Here is a 21,337-nt window from a genome sequence, read left to right as displayed (position 1 = left end):
ATCAGTTAATGATTTTTCTACATAAATAGAGTAAATCCGAACCCATCGCCAACCGGCACAAGGTTCGGATTTACTCGTTGTGGTGGAGACGATCGGACTCGAACCGACTACCTATACGTTGCGAACGTATCTCTCTCCCAGGTGAGCTACGCCCCCATTTTTGGGAAACCCGTTTTGGATTTTCCTTTTCCTATTCACGTTGGTGGAGTGCGGGACTTCAAATCCGAACCAAAAGCCGCAGAAACGTCCGCCAGCGTCACCGTCAGCGTGCCGTTTTTGTAATTGTATGTAAAAACCAGCCGGTCGTCAAATACATAGATGCTGTTGAGGAAAATATCGATGATCTGTCGCTGGTATTCCTTGTTGTTCGGATCTCCGTATTTGAACCAGCTGATCCACTCGACAATGTCCTCCCGGCTGTATTTCGGCTGCTCTAACTCTGCTTGCAAAATGCTGGTCTTTAATTCTTCCTGCAGCTTTTCCAATTCCTCCAGCCGCTCTTTGGTGCTGCTGGTCAGGATTCCCTGTTGAATGGCATTGAGCATATTTTCAATCCCGCGGTTGGTATCTGCAAGCTGTTTGCGCAGCAGAGGGAGAGTATTGTCCTCTGTGTTCTGCAGTTCCACCAGTTTATCCGCAATTTGGGTGATCAGTTCATCCTGAAAGACCCGCTGTATGGTATACTGCACAGCGATGCGTTCTATCCAGTCTTTCTTCACCGCTTTCTTGTGGCAGCCCAGCTTTCTCTTGGCACCGCTGCATTTGTAATAGCGATGGATAACACCTGTGTGGGATTTACCGCTCTCGCCAATCATCATTCGTCCGCAGTGACCGCAAAACAGCTTGGTGGTCAGCAGATATTCGTCCTTGCCCCGCTTGCGAGCAGGGGCTTTTTTATTGCGATCAAGCATACTCTGCACACGCTCAAACAAATCATCATCAAGGATACGTGGCATACCGCCGGGAGTTTCGGTATCTTTGTAGATGTAATATCCGATATAGCGTTTGTTTCTCAAAAGACGGTGTAGGCTGTTCTTGTTGAACGCCTTACCAAGAGAGGTTTTAATCTGCCTTGCATTTAGATCCGTGATAATCTCCATAACGGTTTTACCGCTTGCATATTGCTCAAAGATTTCACGGACAATAGGAGCTATTTCGGGATTGACATGGAAGCGGCGTTCACTATCCACAGAATAACCAAGTCCGGGATTGCTGCCATTACTCAAACATTTTTCAGCATTGATATCCATACCACGGCGAATTTTTTGTGAAAGCTCAGCGGAATAGTATTCAGCCATGCTTTCCAGTATGCCCTCAACAAGAATGCCGCTAGCATCGTCGGTTATGTTCTCACGAGCCGAAAGCACACGCACACCGTTCTTTTTCAACTTTGCCTTGTTCACAGCACTGTCAAAGCGGTTACGGGCGAAACGATCAAGCTGATAGACCAAAACCCCATCGAAGGTGTGCCGATCACTGTCGGCAATCATTCTTTGAAACTCAATCCGGTTGTCCGTTGTATTGCTTTGTGCTCGGTCGATGTATTCACCGATTACGGTATAACCGTTGTTTTTGGCATACTGCAACTGGCCTTCAATTGATTGCTCCGTCTGACTGTGGCTCGAATATCTTACGTAGATCACAAGTTTCATAAATTCACCTCCTAGAATCAAATTCCCCGTATAAATACACTTCTCTTTTGACAGAAAAATTTGCATCTTTCTACTAAGTTATAATCAATTAGTTCGGGTTTGCCTGAACTTTGTTTTAATAATATTATAAATTCTCTTAAATCAAGAAGATGGAATAGTGCACCTGTTTCTTCTATGGCATCTAATAGTTGTTTTGTAATACTGTCCCAGCCACCACTTGTCATTAATTCGGTAATTAACACAATGCAGTGAGGGGGATTGTTCTATCTACGCATATTTCGTTCCCTTTAGAATCAAATAATAGTGCTCCACGTTTAAAAGCATTAACTGCGCCGACAAGTTGTTTAATTGCTTTTTCTGACTGCTTTTGGATTCCAGCAAGACGCTTGGTTTCGTTCCTGTTAAAGCCAGCTTGAATTACAGAAAGATCTTTGGCTTCTATTAAAAAACTACCATATTGATGAAATGCAAAGACATCAATAAACTTGCGTACTTTTTCTCCGTTCTTGACTGTTGGGCTTTTATACAATGTTTTAGGAAAAACCGATTCTAAAGACCCCCAGATTGTATTTTCAAAATTTGCACCTTCAAGATTGCTTGCAATGTTGATCTCGTTATAAGAATCATTGTTTATGAAATAAATACTATTTGTTTTCCAAGTATCTATTTTTACGCATACTTCAAGAGTTGGTATGGCGTGAGCGTTTTGGTACTGTTGCATTTTGTCGATTGAATGTACAAAACAGTCAACGGCATGAGAAACCTCGTCATTAAATTTTCCTACATATAATTGGTTTTCGTTTCCGATAAATAACGATAATTGAGCAGATATTTCTTCCGTGATTTCAACAGAGGACGATGCTACACAAATATCCATTTCATTGAAAAGAAAAATAGGGAATTTTCTTTGCTTTATTGATTGCATTAGTGCTTTGTGTTCTTCTAAATCAATTTGAGGACCTGATATTAAAGCAGGAGTGTTCGGCATATCCTTTATTCTTATACCGATGCATAGGTAGTTGTTCATTTTTCCAAACAACAACTGTATTGGACAACCAATGATTAATGCTTTTAATGTAGGTGTTGGGGCTTTTATCAACAGAGCGGTTTCTTCTCCGTCATTAGCAGGAACATACCATATCGAGACCACCTCAGAACGCATTCTGTTGTAAACCTTTTCGCTAGGTATATGCATAAATTCACCTCAATCTGTATGTTCTTCCGCTTGCCCACTGTTTACCCAAGCATCAATTTCAGACACTTTGAACATCCACTTTTTGCCGACCTTGTGTGCCGGCATATTTTTATTTGCAATCCATTTTAATGCAGTATCTCTGCTTATGCCCAAGTATTTGCATATCTCTACCATAGAGTAATAGCGATTTTCAATTTCAAGCATTTGTAACACCTCGCTTAATAAAATTATAGCGAAAAACACTGGATTTGTAAAGATAATTGTAGGTTTGCGTATGATTTTGTTGTTTTTTATAATTGCGATCCCCTAATTGTAATTTACTTGCTTTTTGAAGTACCGTAAATAATACTCCGTTACGCAATAGTAAAGTTACTATTGTAAAATAAAAACGGAGGTATTTGATATGAAAAAGAGAATTATTACAGCAGAATTGTTGCAAAACTTTAAGAAAATGCTGGTAAATGAGGAAAGGAGCAGTAACACGATTGAGAAATATCTTAGGGATATTCGCCGCTTTGCAGATTTTATGAATGGCATGATTATTGACAAGTCCCTTGTCCTTGAATATAAAGCCTATTTGGAAAACAGCTTTGCTTTAACCAGTGCTAATTCCATGATTGCTGCGCTAAACACTTTTCTTAAATTTGTCGGTTGGACAGATATGTGCATCAAGCAATTTAAGGTGCAACGAAAAACATACTGTTCTGAGGAAAGTGAACTAACGAAACAGGAGTATATCGCGCTTGTCCGAGCAGCAGAGCATAAAAAGAACGAACGCCTATCCCTGCTGATCCAAACAATCTGCGCTACAGGCATTCGTGTTAGTGAATTAGAATTTATTACGGTTGAGGCTATTAATTATGGTGAAGCGATAGTTTCTTGTAAGGGCAAGAGTCGTAAAGTGTTTATCGTAAAAGACCTTTGTAAAAAACTACAAAAGTATGCTAAAGAACACAACATTACTTCGGGGTCAATATTTATCACGAAATCGGGCAAACCTATAAGTCGATGCAATATCTGGCGAGAGATGAAAGCTTTATGTGAGCAAGCCGGGGTTAATCCCAATAAAGTGTTTCCGCATAACCTACGCCATTTATTCGCTCGTACCTTTTACAGAATTGAAAAAGATATTGCCAAGCTTGCTGACATTCTCGGTCACGAGAGCATCAATACTACTCGCATTTATATCATTTCAAGTGGCACTGAACACCGCCGTAAGCTTGAAAATATGCGTCTGATAATATAAAAACCGCCATAGAAATGGCGGTGACGACATAATCTGTATTATGTTGTATTTGATTAGTCTGAAATTACAACGACCATGAATTGTTAAATATATTATAGCGTTATTTTAACTTAAAATCAACTGTTTTTTAATCTTTCAAAAGTTTGGTTGGCAAGCTGAAATAATTGAACATGACAAAAAAGCCTTTCCTTAATCTTTCTTTTTGAAAGTGTGGAAAGGCTTTTTTGTTATGCCTTTTAATAGGTTTTATTTGATTATTATATCTATCTTTGCCGAGCAATCTATCTTGAGTTACAACATAATACAGATTATGTTGTGGCACTGCGTGGTGCATATGAAATATTTTAGCCGTTAGATTACGGTTTTTATTTTGAACTTGTAGTCTCAAGAAGTTGTGAATTTTATTTCAGTTCGTATCAAAAGTAGCTTGTGTGGCTATAGGTAGGTGCAAGTCTTAAAGAAGGAATGAAATGTGAGAATTAGTTATAAAAAGCTTTGGATATTGCTGATTGAAAAGGACATATCACCCGCTACACTTCGTAAGGACTTAAATATAGCAACAGGTACTATGACTAAAATGAGAAAGAACGAAGAAGTAGCACTTTCTGTTTTGTTGAGAATTTGTGATTATCTTGACTGTAATATCGGGGATATATGTGATGCTGTTCGTCAAGAAGAATACTAATTTTGAAAAGAAGGAGATATGAAATGGCGTTTTGCGTTAATTGCGGACAAGAATTGAAAGAAGGGGTAAAATTTTGTGCCAACTGTGGCTCGACGGTTATTCCGCATAAAAAGGTGGTGAAAAATGAGCGAAAAACATTTTACGATGGTGAAATACACAAATGCCCTAATTGTGGTGAGGTTATTAACTCTTTTGTCATCAGTTGCCCGTCTTGTGGTTACGAATTGAGAGGCTCATCAGTTACAAGTTCGGTTCAACAACTTTATTGGGAACTTAATAGAGCCACCTCTATTGAGCAAAAAACGATGATGATTCGTAACTACCCCATTCCGAATGCGAAAGAAGATATTATTGAGTTTATGATTTTGGCTTCGTCAAATATTAATGGTGAAATAGATAAGAACATTTTTGAGGCTTGGGTTGCAAAATTTGAGCAGGCATATCATAAAGCTCAAATAACTTTGCAACAAGACCCCGTTTTTGCACAAGTCGAGGAAATATATGAAAAAACTGAAAAAGATATATCATTGGGAAAGTTTTCGCATACTACGGCTTCTGTCGGAAGTATGATAGCCAGTTATTTTAGGTCAATGCCTAATATAGTGTTTGCAGTTGTTTTGATACTTCTTGTTATTTTCAATATTATTCGTTTGTTTAGCGGCGAATTTGCGGGATTGGATATTATTTTTGATGCCATTATTTTAGGTACTACATACGGTATTACCAATAAGAAAAATAAAAAACAAATCAGAAAGTGAGAAAAAAACAATGTCGATTTTCAGTAAGCCAAGAGCAGACGGCTTTATGGATGAAATACGCTGTGACGAGTCATCGTATTTAATTTGGAAATGGCATCCTAATGGTTCTCAACAAGACAACAATAATCGTGAGAATGCCATTCGTTGGGGTTCGTCATTAAGAGTTAAAGATGGAGAAGTGGCAGTTTTTGTTTACAAGCAGCAGAACGGAACGATGCAAGATTTTATTGTGGGTCCGTTTGACCAAATAATTAAAACCGAAAACTTCCCGATACTTGCAAGTATTGTAGGCCTTGCATATGACGGTGGTACGCCTTTCCAAGCAGAAGTATATTTCATAAATCTTGCGCAAATTATTCAAGTGAAATTTGGTGTACCGTTCTTTGATGTATATGACCCAAGATTTTTGGATTTTGGCGTCCCTGTCGCTGTTAGGGGGACAATTAGTTTTAAAATTTCAGATTATAGGGAGTTTATCAAATTACATAGGTTGAACGCATTTAATCTTGCAGACTTCCAAGCACAAGTAAAAGATGCGGTAAATAGGTATGTTAAGGATACCGTTGCCAATGCTCCTGCCGCCCATAACATACCTTTGATACAGATTGAAACGAAAGTATCACAAATTAACGATGTTATTGAACTCGACATTGGTGAACGATTGAGAGAAACTTTCGGAGTTGATGTTTCCGGCGTTGATATTGGTTCGATTGAGATTGATAAAACAAGTGAAGGATATCGTTCTCTTATGGGAGTAACAAGAGATATTGCTGCGGCAACTACCCAAGCGGAAGCGGAAGCTCGAATCAAAGATATTGCTGCAAAACAGCGTATTGAAGCAGAAAACTACGAGGAAACTCTGCGTATTCAGCGTGAAGAAGGTCAGTATGCTCAACATAAGCAAACACAATCCTCTAACATTGGGGCTTTCCAAGTTGAAAAGCAAGCAGAGGTTGGTATTGCCGGAGCAGAATCACTTGGGCAGATGGGTTCTAACGGCGCCGGCGATGTAAACCTCGGCGGTGGTGGTGACGGCTTTAATATGGCTGCAATGATGGCAAGTATGGCTGTCGGCGGTGCAGTCGGTCAAAATATTGCAGGTTCTATGAATAACATTATGCAAGGGGTCAATCAGCCTATGCACCCCAGTTGAATATTTCACGCTATGAGGGCCATCGATACGCTTTTGAGATCCACCAGTACACATAAGTGATCCACCATTGATCAGTTCATGCAATAGATCCGCCCCGATGCCGAGAGGCCAGGTTTTTACTTCAGCTATTCTTTTGTAGAATCTTTATTGGAGAAATAGTCTCCGATTCTATGAAAGGAGGCCGAAAACATGGCCAAAAAGATTAACGTGAAGCTGATACTGGAGCTTCGCAGTGCCGGGATGGGGCGGAATGCAATCGCCGCCAGCAGGCACATTTCAAAGAACTCTGTCGGTGATGTGTTCCACATCGCTGACAGGATGGGCATATCCTATGAGGACATCGCCCAGATGGATGAGGATACGGTTTACCGCAAGTTTTATCCGGACAAGTTTGCCCTGGAAAGCTTGTATGACAAGCCGGATTACGAGTATGTCCATCAGGAACTGAAACGTACGGGCGTGACGCTGAAGCTCCTTTGGCAGGAATACCAGGACAAATGCAGGGCGTCTGGCAACATTCCCATGGGATATACGAAATACTGCCAGGGCTACAGCGAATACACGATTGTAAACAAGCTTACGAACCACCTGGAACATAAGCCCGGCGTTGCTGTGGAGGTAGATTGGTCAGGGCCTACCATGACCTATGTCGACACTTCCACAGGGGAGATCGTAACCGTATACCTGTTTGTAGGGACACTGCCCTACAGCCAGTACTCCTACGTGGAACCCTGCCGGGACATGAAGATGGACAGCTTTATCCGCGCCCACATCCACATGTATGGGTTCTTCGGCGGGGTTGCCACGCGTCTTGTCTGCGATAACCTGAAGACGGGCGTTGTATCCCATCCCAGAGAAGGGGAAGTTGTCCTGACTGCGGATTATGAAGCCCTGGGCAGCCACTACCAGACAGCCATCATGCCGGCAGGCATCTGTAAACCCAAACAGAAAGCTTCCGTGGAAGGCACAGTGGGGAAGATTGCAACAGCGATCATCGCACGGCTGAGGAACGAGACTTTTTACAGCTTTGAGGATCTGAAAGCTGCCGTTGCAAAAAAGCTCTACGGCTTCAACCACGATAGTTTCCAGAAACGTGAAGGGAGCCGCTATGACGCTTACCTGGATGAGAAGCCGTTCCTGCATCCACTGCCGTCTGTCCCTTATGAGATCGCCACGTGGGTCTATGGCAGGAAGGTAAACATCGACTACCATGTCGTCTTTGAGTATAACCGGTACTCTTGTCCTTACCAGTACGCCAGGAAGAGTGTTGACCTAAAGGTTACGGACAGCACCGTGGAGATCTACAGCGGTTCTGCTCGCATAGCCACGCATAACCGCTTCCCGGCTGGCCGGAGGAACCAGTATTCCACCCATCCGGAAGATATGCCGGATAAGTTCAAGTTTTCCCCATGGGATGATATCCGGATCAAAAACTGGGCACGATCCATCGGCGATTATACGGTACAGGCGATTGACCGTATCTTTGAGGGGGTTCCCATAAAAGAACAGGGCTATAACCCTGCGCTGGCCGTCCTGAGACTGAGCAACAAATACTCCGAAGCGCGCCTGGAAGCTGCCTGTGAGTTTGCCATCACCAGCGGGATTAAAAAGCCCCGTTACCACCATCTTAATTCGATCCTTGCATCCAATCAAGATGAGATTTACGTAGAGCGCAAAAAAGCAAATGCAAAGGACCATTCCCAGATGGGATACCTGAGGGGAAGCAGCTATTACGGAGGTGGCAGAGATGATCAATGAAGAGACCAGGCGCAAGCTGCGTGAAATTAATCTGGGCGAGGCAATCAAAGGGCTGGAGGTACAGCAGGCGGATCCTGCGACAATAGCCCTGCCCTTCGATGAAAGGATGCAGCGGCTGGTGGACTACATTTACCAGGAGAAATACAATGGGAAGATACAGCGGCTGATCAAGTCAGCAAAGCTCCGTTTTCCGCAGGCAAACCGGCAGGGAGTCATCTATGCCAGCCGCGGATTAAACAGGGAGCTCATTGAGAACCTGTTCAGTGGCCAGTACATCGGTTTGCACCAGAGCATCATCCTCCAGGGATTTACCGGTTCAGGGAAGACCTACCTGGCCTGTGCCCTGGGAAAAGAAGCCTGCCTGAACCATGTCAGGGTACGGTATGTCAGGCTGCCTGATCTGCTAATGGAGTATGGGGACTCCACCGTAGTTGCCGGGAATCAAAGGAAGCTGCTTGAACGTTACAGCCGGATACCTCTCCTGATACTGGATGAGTGGCTGGTGTCTGACATATCGGATACGGAACTCTACTTCCTGTTTGAACTTATGGAAAGGCGCTCGGATACAACCTCTACCATCTTCTGTACACAATACCGCAAGGATGACTGGGTGAAACGTCTGGGCGAAGGAGTACGGGCAGAAGCGATTGTAGACCGTTACGCATACACAGCCTTCTGGATTGAAACTGGCAGCACCAATATGAGGGAATACTGTGCCAAGCATAAAAGGTAAAAAACACACCGGTGGATCCCAAAAGCGTATTGCTGGGTCTGAGAGAAAAATCAGTGGGTCTGAGCAAAGCTCAGACCCGGATCCCTTGGCGTGAAATAATCACCAGTGTTGTACCACCACCTATATCTGTTATCTCATACTATATTGCAGTAAATAATCAAGCAACCGGTCCATTCGATTTTACGATTCTTAAAAGTATGGTTTCTAACGGTCAGCTTACATCAGACAGTTTGGTTTGGACAAATGGAATGGATCAATGGAAAGCGGCAGGAACTGTAGATACCTTAAAACAGCTATTTACTGTTATCCCGCCTATTCCACCGATGGACTGATAAGCAAATATAGTTTTTGCTTTCATTATAAATTTGAGCTTAATTATATTAAGGGAGGAAAACTTTATGAAATGCAATCAATGTGGAACAGAATTTGAAGGCAAGTTTTGCCCTGAATGCGGGGCAAAAACGCAGGCGGAAACACCCGTAACACCGCCGCCTATCCAGCAAACGACAGAGCAACCTCAGCAACAATTCTATGGACAATCTGCACCTGTGCAGGACGGAATGCCTAAAAAGAAGAAAAAGCCATTTTTCAAGAGATGGTGGTTTATTGGAATTGTTGCCGTTGTGCTAATTGCAATAGTTGGAAGTATAATCGGCAGCGGTGGAAAAGGTGAAAAAATTGAATGGGCAAAGATGGCCTTGGGGGATGTGATTCCAGAACCGCCTACAAACAAGGGCAAGTTATATGAAAATTCGGATGAAGAATTGTGGGTTACATTGGATAAGGTGTCTGATGACCAATATAATGACTATCTATCTGCTTGTACGGATAAGGGATTTACTGTTGATGCAGAGAAAATATCGTATTCGTATAAGGCATTTAATTCAGAGGGATATAGCTTAGATTTAAGTCATATTAGCGACAGCTTGTCGATTACGTTGAAAGTTCCTATGAAACTTGGCACGATTAGCTGGCCGTCAAGTGCAGCCGGGAAATTGCTTCCGACTCCAAAATCAACAACAGGCAAATTCTCTTATGAACACGATGATAATTTCTTCGTTTATGTGGGGAATACATCTAAAGCCGACTTTGATGCCTATGTAGCCGCTTGTTCGGATAAAGGCTTTACTGTTGACTATGATAAGGGCGATACATATTATTATGCCGATAATGCTGACGGCTGGCATATTTCCTTGAAATATGAAGGTAATAATGTTATGAGTATTAATATTGATTCCCCGGGCGATGAAGAAAGCAACGATACATCTTCATCGGATACTACAACACCTTCAACGGATACACCGTCTGAGCCTGACAGTTCTGAAGTACCAGATACAAATACTGATAGTTTAAATCCTGACTTCAAAGCAGCTATGGTCAGTTACGAAACCTTTATGGACGAATATGTTGAGTTTATGAAAAAGTATGCTGAGTCCGATGGCAGTGATTTAAGTATCCTTGCTGATTACGCAGATTATATGAGCAAATACGCAGATTTCGTTGAAGACTTTGAAAAATGGGAAGACGAAGATTTGAATACAGCGGAAACTGCATATTACCTTGAAGTTCAAACACGAGTAGCTAAAAAATTGCTTGAAGTAGCAGAATAAGGAGAACAAGTTCATATGAGAAGTAAAACACTTTTAGTATCAAACATTTTTGCCACCATTTATTCAGCTGTATTGCTGTGGATTTTTGGCGGTGCAATCATTGAAGCGGTGGTGCTGATTTTATCGAAACGGTTGGTGCATATTTTAAATTGGCGTTTGAATTGCTTGGTATGAGTTCACCAGCAATGAATATCTTATACGCTATCGTTATCTTGCTTTGTGTCCATATCATCACATTTGTTCTTGGTTGCCTAATAGGATGGATTGCTTATGCCAGTAGAAAAAGCGGTAGTGCAAAATTTGCAGCCACACTATATTTGATTGGTACAATTTGTTTCCCGGTTTATTTTCTGTTTGGATTACCGATTACGATAATTGGATTCATTGGTGGCAGTAAGCAGAAAAAGATTAATAATACAGCACCGGCGATGTAATAGAAAACAAGAGGTCGATACTTTCAACGGTATCGGCCTCTTACTTCTATGCTATGCGAAAGAATTACTGTTCAATCATCCCTGAAATGTTACCGTCTGTGTTGTCAGACTTAATAGAATAGTTTAGCTTGATTTTTCCATTATTAATTTTTATCAATATAATCTTATTTAGCCATTTGGTCTCCTTGGCTTGTAATGAACTAATTTTAAATTCCAAGACATTGGTTGTACTTGGGGCTGCGACATAATCGCAAAGCACATTAACACAATCATCGATGTCAAATGTTGTTCCACCATCCCACAAATTAATATACGGGTTATCATCGTAATAGTCATAAAGTTCCTGTTCGTCAAATTTAATCGCTGGAGTTTCTTCCATACCGAATGCATTAAGAATAAAACCAAAGTCACAGATAAATCCTACATTGCCCTGTAATTCTTCGTTAATTAAATCTTTTGTCGGTGATACTAATTCAAAATTATCGCCTTCAACAGTTACGGTAATGTTGATATTACGATCCAAGTTCGGGGAAATATTTTTTATAGCCAACGGCAATATAGATAACCCCTCGAATGGTTTGCAAAATAGGTCTAATATCATTATTTCTGTCAACAGCCTTTTTAGCATCAAATAATCTTGATGTTTTTGCTTTTCAGCATCCGTTCCTTCGTACTCAAAGCCTCCTTCCAAATAATTGCGGCGTTCCTTTAAGTCACCGAAACAAAAGGCTGATGCAAGAAGCTCTACTTCCAACAAATCTTTTACCGCAGCAGTAACTTCCATTTTCTCCTCAGAAGCAATTTCTTTAATTGTTGCCGCATCGAGGTTTATATGCATATTAAAAAGCAACGGGTCCCTATTGCCAGTAAATCGAATGCTTGATGAATTAAGATTATCAACAAGCTTAAAACCCATTTTTACAAGTTCTTTTCTAATCTCAGAGAAATCGACTTTAGAAATTGATATACTTTGCCCCACAGTATTACTTTGGGGATTAACTCCAAGTATTTGATGAAAGGCGTGCGTTCCTTTAGGACGAACAGCACTTCCTCTATCAATCAACCCATCAATGGTAGCAGATATTGCATCTACAACCCCCGCTCTTACTACAGATTTTTCTTTATCAAACAAAGAATAATCTGTAATCCGATGCTGTCTCAAATCGAAAGGTAATGCATCTAACTCAGAGTAGTCGGTATTGTAAATACACACAATTCTATCCCAACCTAATGTAGCCGCTGCATATCCCAGTTCTAAAAGCACATTCGGATTAGGCGTTGGTCTAGCCTTTCCCCGAAATATCTTACACTTCGATTTGTTTATAATACTGATATCTGCAACAAACAAATCACAATCATCAATTTTATCAAAAATCGTATTAGCAATATCGGGAGAACCGGTATTGTTTTGAACATCTCTATCAGCTTCAATAGCGATGGTATCTTTATATTTTTTTACCGTTCTTTTAATACAATCTTCAATAAATCCCCTATTGTGTTTATTGGGAAGATCCGATTGCCACGAATAAAAAATCTTCATAAGCGTCCGTACCTTTAATTCAGCAGATATTTTGAGTAAATAGTTGATAACTTCGTAAAATCATATCATATTATTGTCAAACAATCAACAAACGACGACAAGAAGAATTGCTTTCCCGTCGCCGTTATACTTATATCATATAAATTGTTTCAGCATTTACAATTTCCGTTGCACGATTACGGATATTATTCATAAGCTGTACCCATTCCATTGGATTTTCTTCTTTTAGTTTTTCGATTATGCTCTCACGCTCTGACATTTCTCCAACCAGCCGAGAAAACATAGATTCTGCCTGTTCGTCAATGTCGGCAAGGTAGTTGTTTAGCCTACCAATTGTCAATAAGTTCATATACAGAATTTTGTGGTGCTATTTTAAGTACCGTGCGCGTCTCTGTCCCCAAATACCGATAGATTTCTGTTCTTCTTCGGGAAGTGTCAAGTTTGGAAGCAGATAATCTCCTATCTGAATGTATGTACCGCCCATCTGTTCAAATAATGATTTTTCCATTTTGTTTTCCTCCTGTGTTTTAGTGTACTTTTATTTTACAGAAAGATGGGTAATAATATCAATGTGCCGATAAAAAAATACAGCGTACCTGCTATATCACAGATACGTTGTATTTTCATATATTTATTTCGGGATATGTATTTACCAATTGCCGATACATTTTTCTTGACGGCTGTCGTGAACCGCCCTCCCACTTAGAATAGATACTCAAACTAATACCTGCTTTTTCAGCAAAAGTTGCTTGATTTAATTTGTGTGCTTTCCTGACTTCACGAAGTCTATCACTGTAAGGATAATCCATGGCTTTACAGGAAAGTGCCTTTGTTGGTAAAGAATATCAGGCATGGCGAGATGAGATGGTCGATATCTGCCACAAACAGGTTGCTTCCCTCAACCCGGATCTGATTGCTGTAAAATTGCGGATGCAGGTTGTGGAGAAGTATAAAAAGTGGGATGTCTTTGTTTCTCTCAGTGAAGGAGACAAAGGCGAGCTGCTGACACAGATTGCACCACTTATCCGATCGGAGGAGGCCGATGAGTTTGCCAAGCGTTTTGACAACTTCATGTATGGACTGATACTGGCTCATATCGAGCAGCTGCCTTCTTTTAAGTATGCCAAAAAGCAGTTGTGTGATATAGCCGTACTACTGGAAAGCAAAGCCAGCATTCCACAAATCAAGGCAAAGCTACCGATACTTGAGGAGATTCATACCGATGCATTCTGGGATACTAATGATATTCTGCTGTTTGAAAAGGTGCGGAAAGAACTGCGTGATCTGATCCGTTTTTTGGATGAGGGTGGAGGTGAGCAAAAGCGTATTGTCACCAAACTGACTGACCCGATTATTGACAGCCAAGAAGGCGTTCAACTGGATGCATCCTATGACTTTGAGGATTATCGCGCTAAGGTCAACCGCTATGTAAATGAACACAGGAACACTCTTGCGATTTACAAGTTGACGCACAACATTCCGCTGGCTATGGGCGATTATCAGGAGCTGGAGCGGGTACTAACCAGCGAATTGAGCAGTAAAGAAGATTATGTCCGAGAGTTTGGTGACATCCCCTTTGGCTTGCTCATTCGCAAGATAGCTAAGCTGTATCATGAAGCGGCTATGCAGGCGTTTTCCGTCTTTATCAATGACCAATCTCTTAATCAAAAGCAGATTGCTTTTGTAAACAAAATCATTCATCATATTGAGCTGAACGGATACATGGAAAATGTTGCGGAACTTACCAAACCGCCATTTGATAAGCCAATCAGTTTCATCAAACTATTTGATGCGAAAACCCGAACTGCTTTGATGGAGACAATTAATATGATTCGAGAAAATGCAATTCAGATTTTAGCGTCATAATACCGAAAAAACAGAAGGACAGGCGTTTATACCTGTCCTTCTGTTTTTATGATAAATTTTCTGAAAAAATAATAAATCCGAACCCATCACCAACCGGTACAAGATTCGGATTTATTCGTTGTGGTGGAGGCGAGGGGAATCGAACCCCTGTCCGAAAATCCATCCACAAAGCTTTCTACGAGCGTAGTCTGCCAAAAAAGATTCCTGCAACAGACTGCCGGCAGACAAGCCATCTGTTACAGTAGCCTCAGTTAGACCTTACCAGCGTCAAGGCGCCCGCCAGAAAAGTTCACCGCAAAAAATAACATTGCGCAACGCGTGCGGTCAGGCTATGCGCAACGGGCAGCAGTTAAATTATGCTGCGCAGAGTTGAGTACTAAAAGTATTCTTTTTAGCGTTTATATTTAGGTGCGACTTTTAACGTGTTTTCGCCCACACGGCTCGCTTACAATGTTTCCTGATCCCCGTCGAAACCTTTACGCCCCCATAGTTGCGGCTGAAAAACAGCCGCTTTTTCTTTTTATAAAGATTTTGCCCAAGTTGCAAACAAATCAATCCATCCGGCACATTCCGGCTGGACACTTGCCCCGGACAAATATTTCGTTTCCTCAGTCGCAAGGCCAAGCCCATGGACGCCATGCGCATAAATATGCATTTCCATCGGGATATGGTGCCGTTTTAACGCCCAGGCCATGACTAAAGAATTTTCTACCGGAACTGCATCGTCTTCGTCTGTGTGCCACAGAAAGACTGGCGGGACCTGTTCCCCTACCTGTTTTTCCAAGGAAACCTTTGCCAGCAACGCGTCATACTGGTCCCCCAACAGATTGACGAAAGACCCTTTATGCGCAAATTCACCGGAAGTGATCACCGGGTAACTCAGCAACAGGGAGTTGGGTCTCCACCTTTGGTTTTCCCCGCGCAGGATCTTGGCCAAAAACTCTTCGTTCCAGAATACGCCCAGGCTGCCTGCCAAATGCCCGCCGGCAGAAAATCCGCCAACTGTGATCCTGTCCGGATCTACATGCCATTCCCCGGCATGTTCACGTACCAAGGAAACCGCAGTCGCCAGTTCTGCCAGTGCGCGCGGGAAAACTGCCGGCGCAACACTGTACCGCAGGACAAATGCCTGAAATCCCAGTGCATTCAGCCGAACCGCGATGGCTTCTGCTTCCCGGTCAGAGGTCATTTGATACCCGCCGCCCGGACAAATTACCACTGCCGGACGTACCCTATTAGGATCAATTTCTGGAGAATTATCCAGCACATAGGTGTATAACTTGGGCTGAAACCCATCTTCATTTGGCCCCAGCACCGTGTTTTCCAAAGAAATGTCAATGACTTGATGGATCATCAGAACCGATTCCTTTCTTTTAATGCACGGTCAATATCCCGTTTAGCGTCCCGCTTGGCCAAGTCCTGCCGCTTGTCATACAGCTTTTTCCCTTTGCACAGTCCAAGCTGCATTTTTACGTGAGAACCCTTAAAATACAAACTTACCGGTATCAGGGTGTAGTTTTCCTGCTTTACCAAGCCAAATAGGCGCATGATCTCTTTTTTATGCATCAATAACTTCCGCACCCGAAATGGGTCACGGTTAAAGATATTTCCCTTCTCATAGGGGCTGATGTGCATCCCTTTGACAAAGATCTCCCCATTGTCGATGCTGCACCAGCTGTCTTTCAGGTTGACACTGCCCGCACGGATCGACTTTACTTCCGTCCCAAACAGTTCAATCCCCGTTTCAAACGACTCGATGATAAAATAATCGTGCCGCGCTTTTTTGTTGGTCGTAATCGTCTTCGTTGCTGCCTGTGCCAAGCCTTTTCACCTTGCTTTCTAAAATAGGGTTGTCTGTTATCTTACCATAGCCCTATCAAATTTCCTGTCGCATCCTGCTACAACTCGTTGCGGTTTTCCAGCGCCTTATAAAGGGTAAACTCATCCGCATATTCCAGGTTAGACCCTACCGGTATCCCAAACGCCAGCCGAGATACCTTTACCCCAAGCGGCTTGAGCAGCCGGCACAGGTACATCGCGGTCGCCTCTCCCTCTGTGGTGGGGTTGGTGGCCATGATCACCTCTTGGATCTCGCCCTCCCCGATCCGTGACAGAAGCTCCTTGATATAAAGCTGATCCGGCCCTATCCCATCGATCGGAGAGATCAGCCCATGCAGGACATGGTATACCCCATGGTACTCCCGGGTGCGCTCAAAGGCCACAACGTCCTTTGCATCCTCTACCACGCAGACCACTGAATGATCCCGCGCCGAATCCGAACAAATGTCACAGACCGGCTTATCGGTAAAGTTTTTGCAGATCTCGCAATTTTTGATTTTTTGGTGCGCCTCCATCACTGCGTCGCTGAATGTTTTTGCTTCTTCCTCACTCAGCGTCAAAATGTGGAAAGCCAGCCGCTGCGCTGTTTTTCTGCCGATCCCAGGCAGGGAGGCAAACTGTTCGATCAGCCGGGTCAGCGGCACTGCATTATATCCCATGCAATTATCTCTCCCAAAAACGATTAAAACATTCCCGGTACATTCAGGCCGCCGGTGATCTGATCCATTTCAGCGGCAGTTTCTTCCTCGATGTTTCTTAAGCATTCATTCACCGCGCTGATCACCAGATCCTGCAGCATTTCAATGTCTTCCGGATCGACGACCTCTGGTTTCAGTTCTAAGGATTTCACTTCTTTCGCCCCGTTGATCACAACAGTAACAGCCCCGCCGCCAACGGTAGCGGTAAAGTCCTTATTTTTCAGTTCTTCCTGTTTTTCTTCCATTTTTTCCTGCATCTGCTGAGCCTGTTTGATCATGCTCTGCATATTCTGCGGCCCGCCGCCAATTCCTTTTGGTAATCTTGCTTTCATGGTATTCAACGCTCCTTAAATTGTACTATCTTTATTGTAAGGGTATCCCCTTTTCAAACAACCTATTTTTCGCGTACGTCAATCCCCAAACGCTGGGCATTGCGCGCGATTTCATCCAACGGATTCACACTGGATGCCGCCTGCTTCTTCGCTTTTTTCACTCGGATCTTATAGCTGTGTCCTGTTTTCTGCTCCAGCACACTGAGCAGTGTCTTTACAAAGCCCTCCTGCTTGATCATCTGGCCAAACAGGGCAATCGGGCTGTCGATCAGTAAAAATTCTCCAGCCTCATAAGCCAGTGAACCGGAAAGCACCCCTGCCAGTGCGGGATTTAGCTGGGTCACCTCTGCCAGCACCTCCGGCCATAAGTCAAAGGGTTGCGGCTGTTCCAGCGTGCCTGTCATCGGCATTGGCTCCGCCGCTTTCACAGGGGCGGCCGGCGGCGCAGGTTCTGTCTTCACCGATTCCGCCGGAATTCTTTCACGAACGGCGGCAGGCTCCGGCATCGCCATGGCTTGCGGTGCCTGCGGTGCGGATACAGGGGCAAAGTCCCCGCTTTTGATCACCGCTTCTAAGCGGTCCAAGCGCTGCGCCAGCGCCTCGGAGGAATCATCCAGCTCCGGCATGCAGAGCTTCAAAAATGCCATTTCCACACAAAGGCGCTTATCATAGCTTCTCCCGATCTGGTCCAGACATTCCTGTAAAACGGTGATCCCGCGCAGGATAGACCGCATCGGTATCTGATTTGCTTGTTCCTTAAGCCGGGCAAGCTCGTCCGGCAGGCAGTTTACCAGCTCCTGACAATCCGGTACAGTCTGTGCGATCATCAGATTCCGGTAATGACCGATCAGTTCATCCACCAGCTTCTGTAAATCCTTGGAGCCGCTGTAAAGCTCATCCACACAGGCAAGCACACCGGAGGGCGAAGCCTTTGCAAACATGTCCGTTAAATCGAATAGGTAATCGCGGGAAACCAGCCCGGTCGCCCGGGATACGATCTCTGTGTCAACAGCGTCGGAAAAGGCGACGCACTGGTCTAAAATCGAAAGCGCATCCCTCATTCCGCCGTCTGCAAGGCGTGCTACCAAAAAAGCCGCCTCTTCCGTTACAGAAAAGGACTCGTGCTCTGCAATATATAAGACGCGCTTTGCAATATCCTCGGTCTTGATCCTGCCGAAGTCAAACCGCTGACACCTGGAAAGCACGGTTGCCGGGACCTTGTGCACCTCAGTGGTGGCAAGAATAAATTTCACATGCTCTGGTGGTTCTTCCATGATCTTAAGCAGCGCATTAAAGGCAGAGGTGGAAAGCATATGGGTTTCGTCGATGATGTACACCCGGTATTTGCACTGAGCCGGAAGATAATTTGCCTCTTCCCGCAATAAACGGACGTCGTCCACCCCGTTGTTGCTTGCTGCGTCGATCTCCTGCACATCTAAAATCGAGCCATCCTCGATCCCCTTGCAGATCTCGCATTCCATGCATGGATTCCCGTCTACGGTATGCGGACAGTTGACCGCCATGGCCAAAATTTTTGCACAGGTCGTTTTCCCGGTGCCCCGGGAACCTGTAAACAGATAGGAATGCGCCGTTTTTCCGCTGACGATCTCCCGCTTGAGCGTGGTGGTAATATGCTCCTGGCTGATCACGTCGTCAAACGTTTTGGGACGCCATTTCCGATACAACGCCAAATACACGGCCATTCACTCCTTTCTGATAAGAAAAGGCAGGTATAATGATGCGCTCTAACATACGGATAACAGGCAAAACTGCGGCGCACGAGCCCAGTGCTTAATGCTGCTCGGTTCCCCGCCTGACATGGTTCGCAAAGTCCCCGTCGCACAGGACCCATATATCCGTATGTTAGAACGTACCATCTTCCCGCCCATACATAATCACCATTTGAACTTCTATATTATACTATATTCCATGCAAAAAAACAACCCTTATTTTCCGATAGAGAAAGCTTGCATTTCACGAAATCCTAAGTGCAATTTTTAACATATATTTGTTAACAGAAATAAAAATGCTTCCGCCTGATAAAAGCCGAAGCATTTTCTATCCTTAATTATAACTTTAAAACCTCACTATATAACGTTCACTGAGTCGAAGAAGTTGTTTTTGAAACAAAGGTTAAAATGGCGGCTACCAAATATAATAATGCATCAATTACTCCCAATGGTAAGGCTAAAATCCCAAGTACCTCTAAACCGCCAGCCAATGTCATAAGTCCGGTGAACACAGCGCATCCACCAGCCAAAATCATGAAAATGCCACTCATCACTTTCAGTCGATCCGCAAAAATGCATCCCAATAACCCCAGCACATAAAAAGGCAGCATTATTCCTGCTAGAATCAACAAGGCAGTGGAATCAGAACCATATGCCATAAAAGTACTCATCAAATAACATAGAAAAATCAATAGACTAACCCCAAAACTAATATAACCCATTACTTTTTTTGCCATATTTTTTGTCCCCTTTTCATAAATTGTACTTTGTCGTTCGTAAAAATGGGCATGAAAAAACACCCATTTTTAAGAAAAACAGGTGTTTTTTTAGCGTATTATCATTGAACGAAAAAGTACGTTTTTTCGATTCTTTCTATACTATGATGTTAACACACAAAGAAGTTATTATCAAATATTTTTTGCGAATATGGCATAAATTTGTGATATGCATAAAAATTCAATTCGTTTTCTTGTTGTAATTAACGAGTAAAAAAGCTTGCCTGCTAAAGACCGGCTTTTGCGATTATAACAGTTCTTTTCTCAGTTCTTCACCGGATTTTGCGGACAGGTAAGCCGGCGCAACATCAAAGACAGACTTCGCTCCGCACATCCCTTCCTGAGCCATACAGTGCGCCGCCCGTGCATAGGCAACTAACACACTGGCTGTAAATTCCGGGTTGGATTCCAGCTTCAAGGAGAACTCGATCACCTGATTGGTCTCCTCCTGAAGCCCGGTTTTCCCGCTTCTGATAACAAAGCCGCCGTGCGGCATGCTGGCGTGGTCGCGTTTCAGCTCTTCTTCTGAAATAAAATGAACTGTGGTGTCATAATCCGAAAAATAGTTCGGCATAGTCTTAATATCGTTTTCGATCTGCGCTAAGTCTGCCCCCTCTTCTGCCACTACATAGCATTCACGCAGATGTTTTTGACGGGTGGTCAATTCCGGGTTTTCGCAGTTACGCACCGCTTCGATCGCCTGTTCTACCGGCACGGTATACTGGATCGCGTTTTTCACGCCCTTCACGCGGCGGATCGCGTCAGAATGCCCTTGGCTGACGCCTTTGCCCCAGAATGTGTAGGTCTTTCCATTGCTTAAAACAGATTCTGCATACAAACGATTCAAAGAAAACAGGCCCGGGTCCCAGCCAACGGAGATGATGCTGATGTGTTTTTGCTCTTTGCAAACCTTGTCCATGGCGGCAAAATATTCCGGGATCTTTGCGTGGGTATCAAAACTGTCGATGGTGTGAAAGTTTTTTGCAAGCTGCGGGCCCTGCTGCGGCAAGTCGGTCGCAGAACCACCGCAAAGGATCATCACATCGATCTGGTCTTTCATAGTTTCCGCGTCTTCTATCCGGTAGGCCGGCGCACCTGTCAAGGTCTTTACTGAAGCAGGATCACGGCGGGTAAAGATCCCTATTAGCTCCATATCGGGATTTTGACGGATCGCGAGTTCCACCCCTCTGCCAAGGTTTCCGTAACCGGCGATCCCAACTCTTGTTTTGATCATAACCATCCTACTCCTTCCGCCAAATACTTTGGCATTTCCTTTACACCGCTAAAGTTAGCGGCCACTTCCTATTTCTACCACATATTTTACCACGGATC

Annotated in this window: 23 protein-coding genes, 1 tRNA gene, 2 other RNA genes and 1 pseudogene; 11 read left to right on the top strand and 16 right to left on the bottom strand. The window is 43.5% G+C overall.

The genetic code is table 11. The annotated features are described in order from the left end of the window. Nucleotides 1-80: 80 nt before the first annotated feature. The 4 genes from CIB36_RS00430 to CIB36_RS00415 all read right to left on the bottom strand — a co-directional run bounded on the left by CIB36_RS00430 (nt 81) and on the right by CIB36_RS00415 (nt 3,051). A tRNA-Ala gene (locus tag CIB36_RS00430) sits at nt 81-156 on the bottom strand. Nucleotides 157-194: 38 nt separating this feature from the next. Continuing rightward, nucleotides 195-1,652, bottom strand: a complete 1,458-nt coding sequence (locus CIB36_RS00425) for a recombinase family protein (RefSeq protein ID WP_093987664.1) — start codon at nt 1,650-1,652, stop codon at nt 195-197. A 235-nt stretch (nt 1,653-1,887) separates the two neighbouring features. After that, a complete protein-coding gene (locus CIB36_RS00420; RefSeq protein ID WP_158662524.1) occupies nt 1,888-2,847 on the bottom strand; it encodes a hypothetical protein in 960 nt (319 codons plus the stop codon). A gap of 9 nt (nt 2,848-2,856) precedes the next feature. Then, nucleotides 2,857-3,051, bottom strand: coding sequence for a helix-turn-helix domain-containing protein (locus CIB36_RS00415; protein WP_093987662.1), 195 nt, complete (start codon nt 3,049-3,051; stop codon nt 2,857-2,859). A gap of 199 nt (nt 3,052-3,250) precedes the next feature. On the opposite strand from CIB36_RS00415, the gene CIB36_RS00410 reads away from it, so the two are divergent. The 10 genes from CIB36_RS00410 to CIB36_RS00370 all read left to right on the top strand — a co-directional run bounded on the left by CIB36_RS00410 (nt 3,251) and on the right by CIB36_RS00370 (nt 11,224). Beyond that, a complete protein-coding gene (locus tag CIB36_RS00410; RefSeq protein ID WP_093987661.1) occupies nt 3,251-4,093 on the top strand; it encodes a tyrosine-type recombinase/integrase in 843 nt (280 codons plus the stop codon). 472 nt (nt 4,094-4,565) lie between these two features. Beyond that, nucleotides 4,566-4,778, top strand: a complete 213-nt coding sequence (locus tag CIB36_RS00405; RefSeq protein WP_093987660.1) for a helix-turn-helix domain-containing protein — start codon at nt 4,566-4,568, stop codon at nt 4,776-4,778. A gap of 23 nt (nt 4,779-4,801) precedes the next feature. Then, nucleotides 4,802-5,536 (top strand): zinc ribbon domain-containing protein, encoded by a 735-nt coding sequence (locus CIB36_RS00400; protein ID WP_093987659.1) that lies wholly within the window; start codon nt 4,802-4,804, stop codon nt 5,534-5,536. 46 nt (nt 5,537-5,582) lie between these two features. After that, nucleotides 5,583-6,689: an SPFH domain-containing protein gene (locus CIB36_RS00395; RefSeq protein WP_229408149.1), complete on the top strand. Its 1,107-nt coding sequence runs from the start codon at nt 5,583-5,585 to the stop codon at nt 6,687-6,689. Between the two features lie 189 nt (nt 6,690-6,878). Continuing rightward, on the top strand, nt 6,879-8,447 hold the full coding sequence (gene istA, locus CIB36_RS00390; protein WP_093987658.1) for an IS21 family transposase: 1,569 nt from the start codon (nt 6,879-6,881) through the stop codon (nt 8,445-8,447). Further along, on the top strand, nt 8,437-9,180 hold the full coding sequence (locus tag CIB36_RS00385; protein ID WP_093987657.1) for an ATP-binding protein: 744 nt from the start codon (nt 8,437-8,439) through the stop codon (nt 9,178-9,180). The genes istA and CIB36_RS00385 overlap by 11 nt, the downstream gene beginning before the upstream one ends. Nucleotides 9,181-9,191: 11 nt before the next feature. Beyond that, entirely contained in the window at nt 9,192-9,512 is a 321-nt protein-coding gene (locus tag CIB36_RS00380) for a DUF4339 domain-containing protein (RefSeq protein WP_093987656.1), read from the top strand. A 66-nt stretch (nt 9,513-9,578) separates the two neighbouring features. Beyond that, the gene (locus CIB36_RS00375) at nt 9,579-10,790 is read left to right on the top strand and encodes a zinc ribbon domain-containing protein (RefSeq protein WP_203226415.1); all 1,212 of its coding nucleotides are present in this window, start codon (nt 9,579-9,581) and stop codon (nt 10,788-10,790) included. A 15-nt stretch (nt 10,791-10,805) separates the two neighbouring features. After that, nucleotides 10,806-10,964, top strand: a complete 159-nt coding sequence (locus CIB36_RS13175; protein ID WP_158662523.1) for a hypothetical protein — start codon at nt 10,806-10,808, stop codon at nt 10,962-10,964. Further along, a complete protein-coding gene (locus tag CIB36_RS00370; RefSeq protein WP_158662522.1) occupies nt 10,940-11,224 on the top strand; it encodes a hypothetical protein in 285 nt (94 codons plus the stop codon). The genes CIB36_RS13175 and CIB36_RS00370 overlap by 25 nt, the downstream gene beginning before the upstream one ends. 64 nt (nt 11,225-11,288) lie before the next feature. On the opposite strand, the gene CIB36_RS00365 is transcribed toward CIB36_RS00370, so the two are convergent. The 3 genes and pseudogenes from CIB36_RS00365 to CIB36_RS13690 all read right to left on the bottom strand — a co-directional run bounded on the left by CIB36_RS00365 (nt 11,289) and on the right by CIB36_RS13690 (nt 13,573). Then, nucleotides 11,289-12,764, bottom strand: a complete 1,476-nt coding sequence (locus tag CIB36_RS00365) for a hypothetical protein (protein WP_093987654.1) — start codon at nt 12,762-12,764, stop codon at nt 11,289-11,291. Nucleotides 12,765-12,894: 130 nt separating this feature from the next. Further along, nucleotides 12,895-13,272 (bottom strand): annotated as a pseudogene (locus CIB36_RS00360) (TnpV protein). A 115-nt stretch (nt 13,273-13,387) separates the two neighbouring features. Beyond that, nucleotides 13,388-13,573, bottom strand: coding sequence for a helix-turn-helix domain-containing protein (locus CIB36_RS13690; RefSeq protein WP_203226414.1), 186 nt, complete (start codon nt 13,571-13,573; stop codon nt 13,388-13,390). On the opposite strand from CIB36_RS13690, the gene CIB36_RS00350 reads away from it, so the two are divergent. Continuing rightward, nucleotides 13,572-14,630: a type I restriction-modification enzyme R subunit C-terminal domain-containing protein gene (locus CIB36_RS00350; protein ID WP_229408148.1), complete on the top strand. Its 1,059-nt coding sequence runs from the start codon at nt 13,572-13,574 to the stop codon at nt 14,628-14,630. The two genes, CIB36_RS13690 and CIB36_RS00350, sit on opposite strands and share 2 nt — an antisense overlap. A gap of 121 nt (nt 14,631-14,751) precedes the next feature. Here CIB36_RS00350 and ssrA read toward each other — a convergent pair. The 9 genes from ssrA to CIB36_RS00305 all read right to left on the bottom strand — a co-directional run bounded on the left by ssrA (nt 14,752) and on the right by CIB36_RS00305 (nt 21,239). Further along, nucleotides 14,752-15,116: a transfer-messenger RNA gene (ssrA, locus tag CIB36_RS00345) on the bottom strand. Between the two features lie 34 nt (nt 15,117-15,150). After that, the gene (locus tag CIB36_RS00340) at nt 15,151-15,984 is read right to left on the bottom strand and encodes an alpha/beta hydrolase (protein ID WP_093987653.1); all 834 of its coding nucleotides are present in this window, start codon (nt 15,982-15,984) and stop codon (nt 15,151-15,153) included. Beyond that, the gene (gene smpB / locus CIB36_RS00335; protein WP_093987652.1) at nt 15,984-16,451 is read right to left on the bottom strand and encodes an SsrA-binding protein SmpB; all 468 of its coding nucleotides are present in this window, start codon (nt 16,449-16,451) and stop codon (nt 15,984-15,986) included. The genes CIB36_RS00340 and smpB overlap by 1 nt, the downstream gene beginning before the upstream one ends. A 77-nt stretch (nt 16,452-16,528) precedes the next feature. Then, nucleotides 16,529-17,128, bottom strand: a complete 600-nt coding sequence (gene recR, locus CIB36_RS00330) for a recombination mediator RecR (RefSeq protein WP_093987651.1) — start codon at nt 17,126-17,128, stop codon at nt 16,529-16,531. 23 nt (nt 17,129-17,151) lie between these two features. Continuing rightward, a complete protein-coding gene (locus CIB36_RS00325) occupies nt 17,152-17,499 on the bottom strand; it encodes a YbaB/EbfC family nucleoid-associated protein (protein WP_093987650.1) in 348 nt (115 codons plus the stop codon). 62 nt (nt 17,500-17,561) lie between these two features. Continuing rightward, nucleotides 17,562-19,202 (bottom strand): DNA polymerase III subunit gamma/tau, encoded by a 1,641-nt coding sequence (gene dnaX / locus CIB36_RS00320; RefSeq protein ID WP_229408147.1) that lies wholly within the window; start codon nt 19,200-19,202, stop codon nt 17,562-17,564. Between the two features lie 51 nt (nt 19,203-19,253). Continuing rightward, nucleotides 19,254-19,353, bottom strand: an RNA gene (ffs, locus tag CIB36_RS00315) — signal recognition particle sRNA small type. 244 nt (nt 19,354-19,597) lie between these two features. After that, nucleotides 19,598-19,966, bottom strand: a complete 369-nt coding sequence (locus CIB36_RS00310; protein WP_093987649.1) for a hypothetical protein — start codon at nt 19,964-19,966, stop codon at nt 19,598-19,600. 286 nt (nt 19,967-20,252) lie between these two features. Further along, the gene (locus tag CIB36_RS00305; RefSeq protein WP_207726140.1) at nt 20,253-21,239 is read right to left on the bottom strand and encodes a diaminopimelate dehydrogenase; all 987 of its coding nucleotides are present in this window, start codon (nt 21,237-21,239) and stop codon (nt 20,253-20,255) included. Nucleotides 21,240-21,337: the final 98 nt, after the last annotated feature.

The sequence above is a fragment of the Massiliimalia timonensis genome, from assembly GCF_900186585.1.
Lineage (GTDB): Bacteria > Bacillota > Clostridia > Oscillospirales > Ruminococcaceae > Massiliimalia > Massiliimalia timonensis.
The sequence above is the reverse complement of the archived record's forward strand: the minus strand, read 5'-3'. Positions and strand labels throughout refer to the sequence as shown.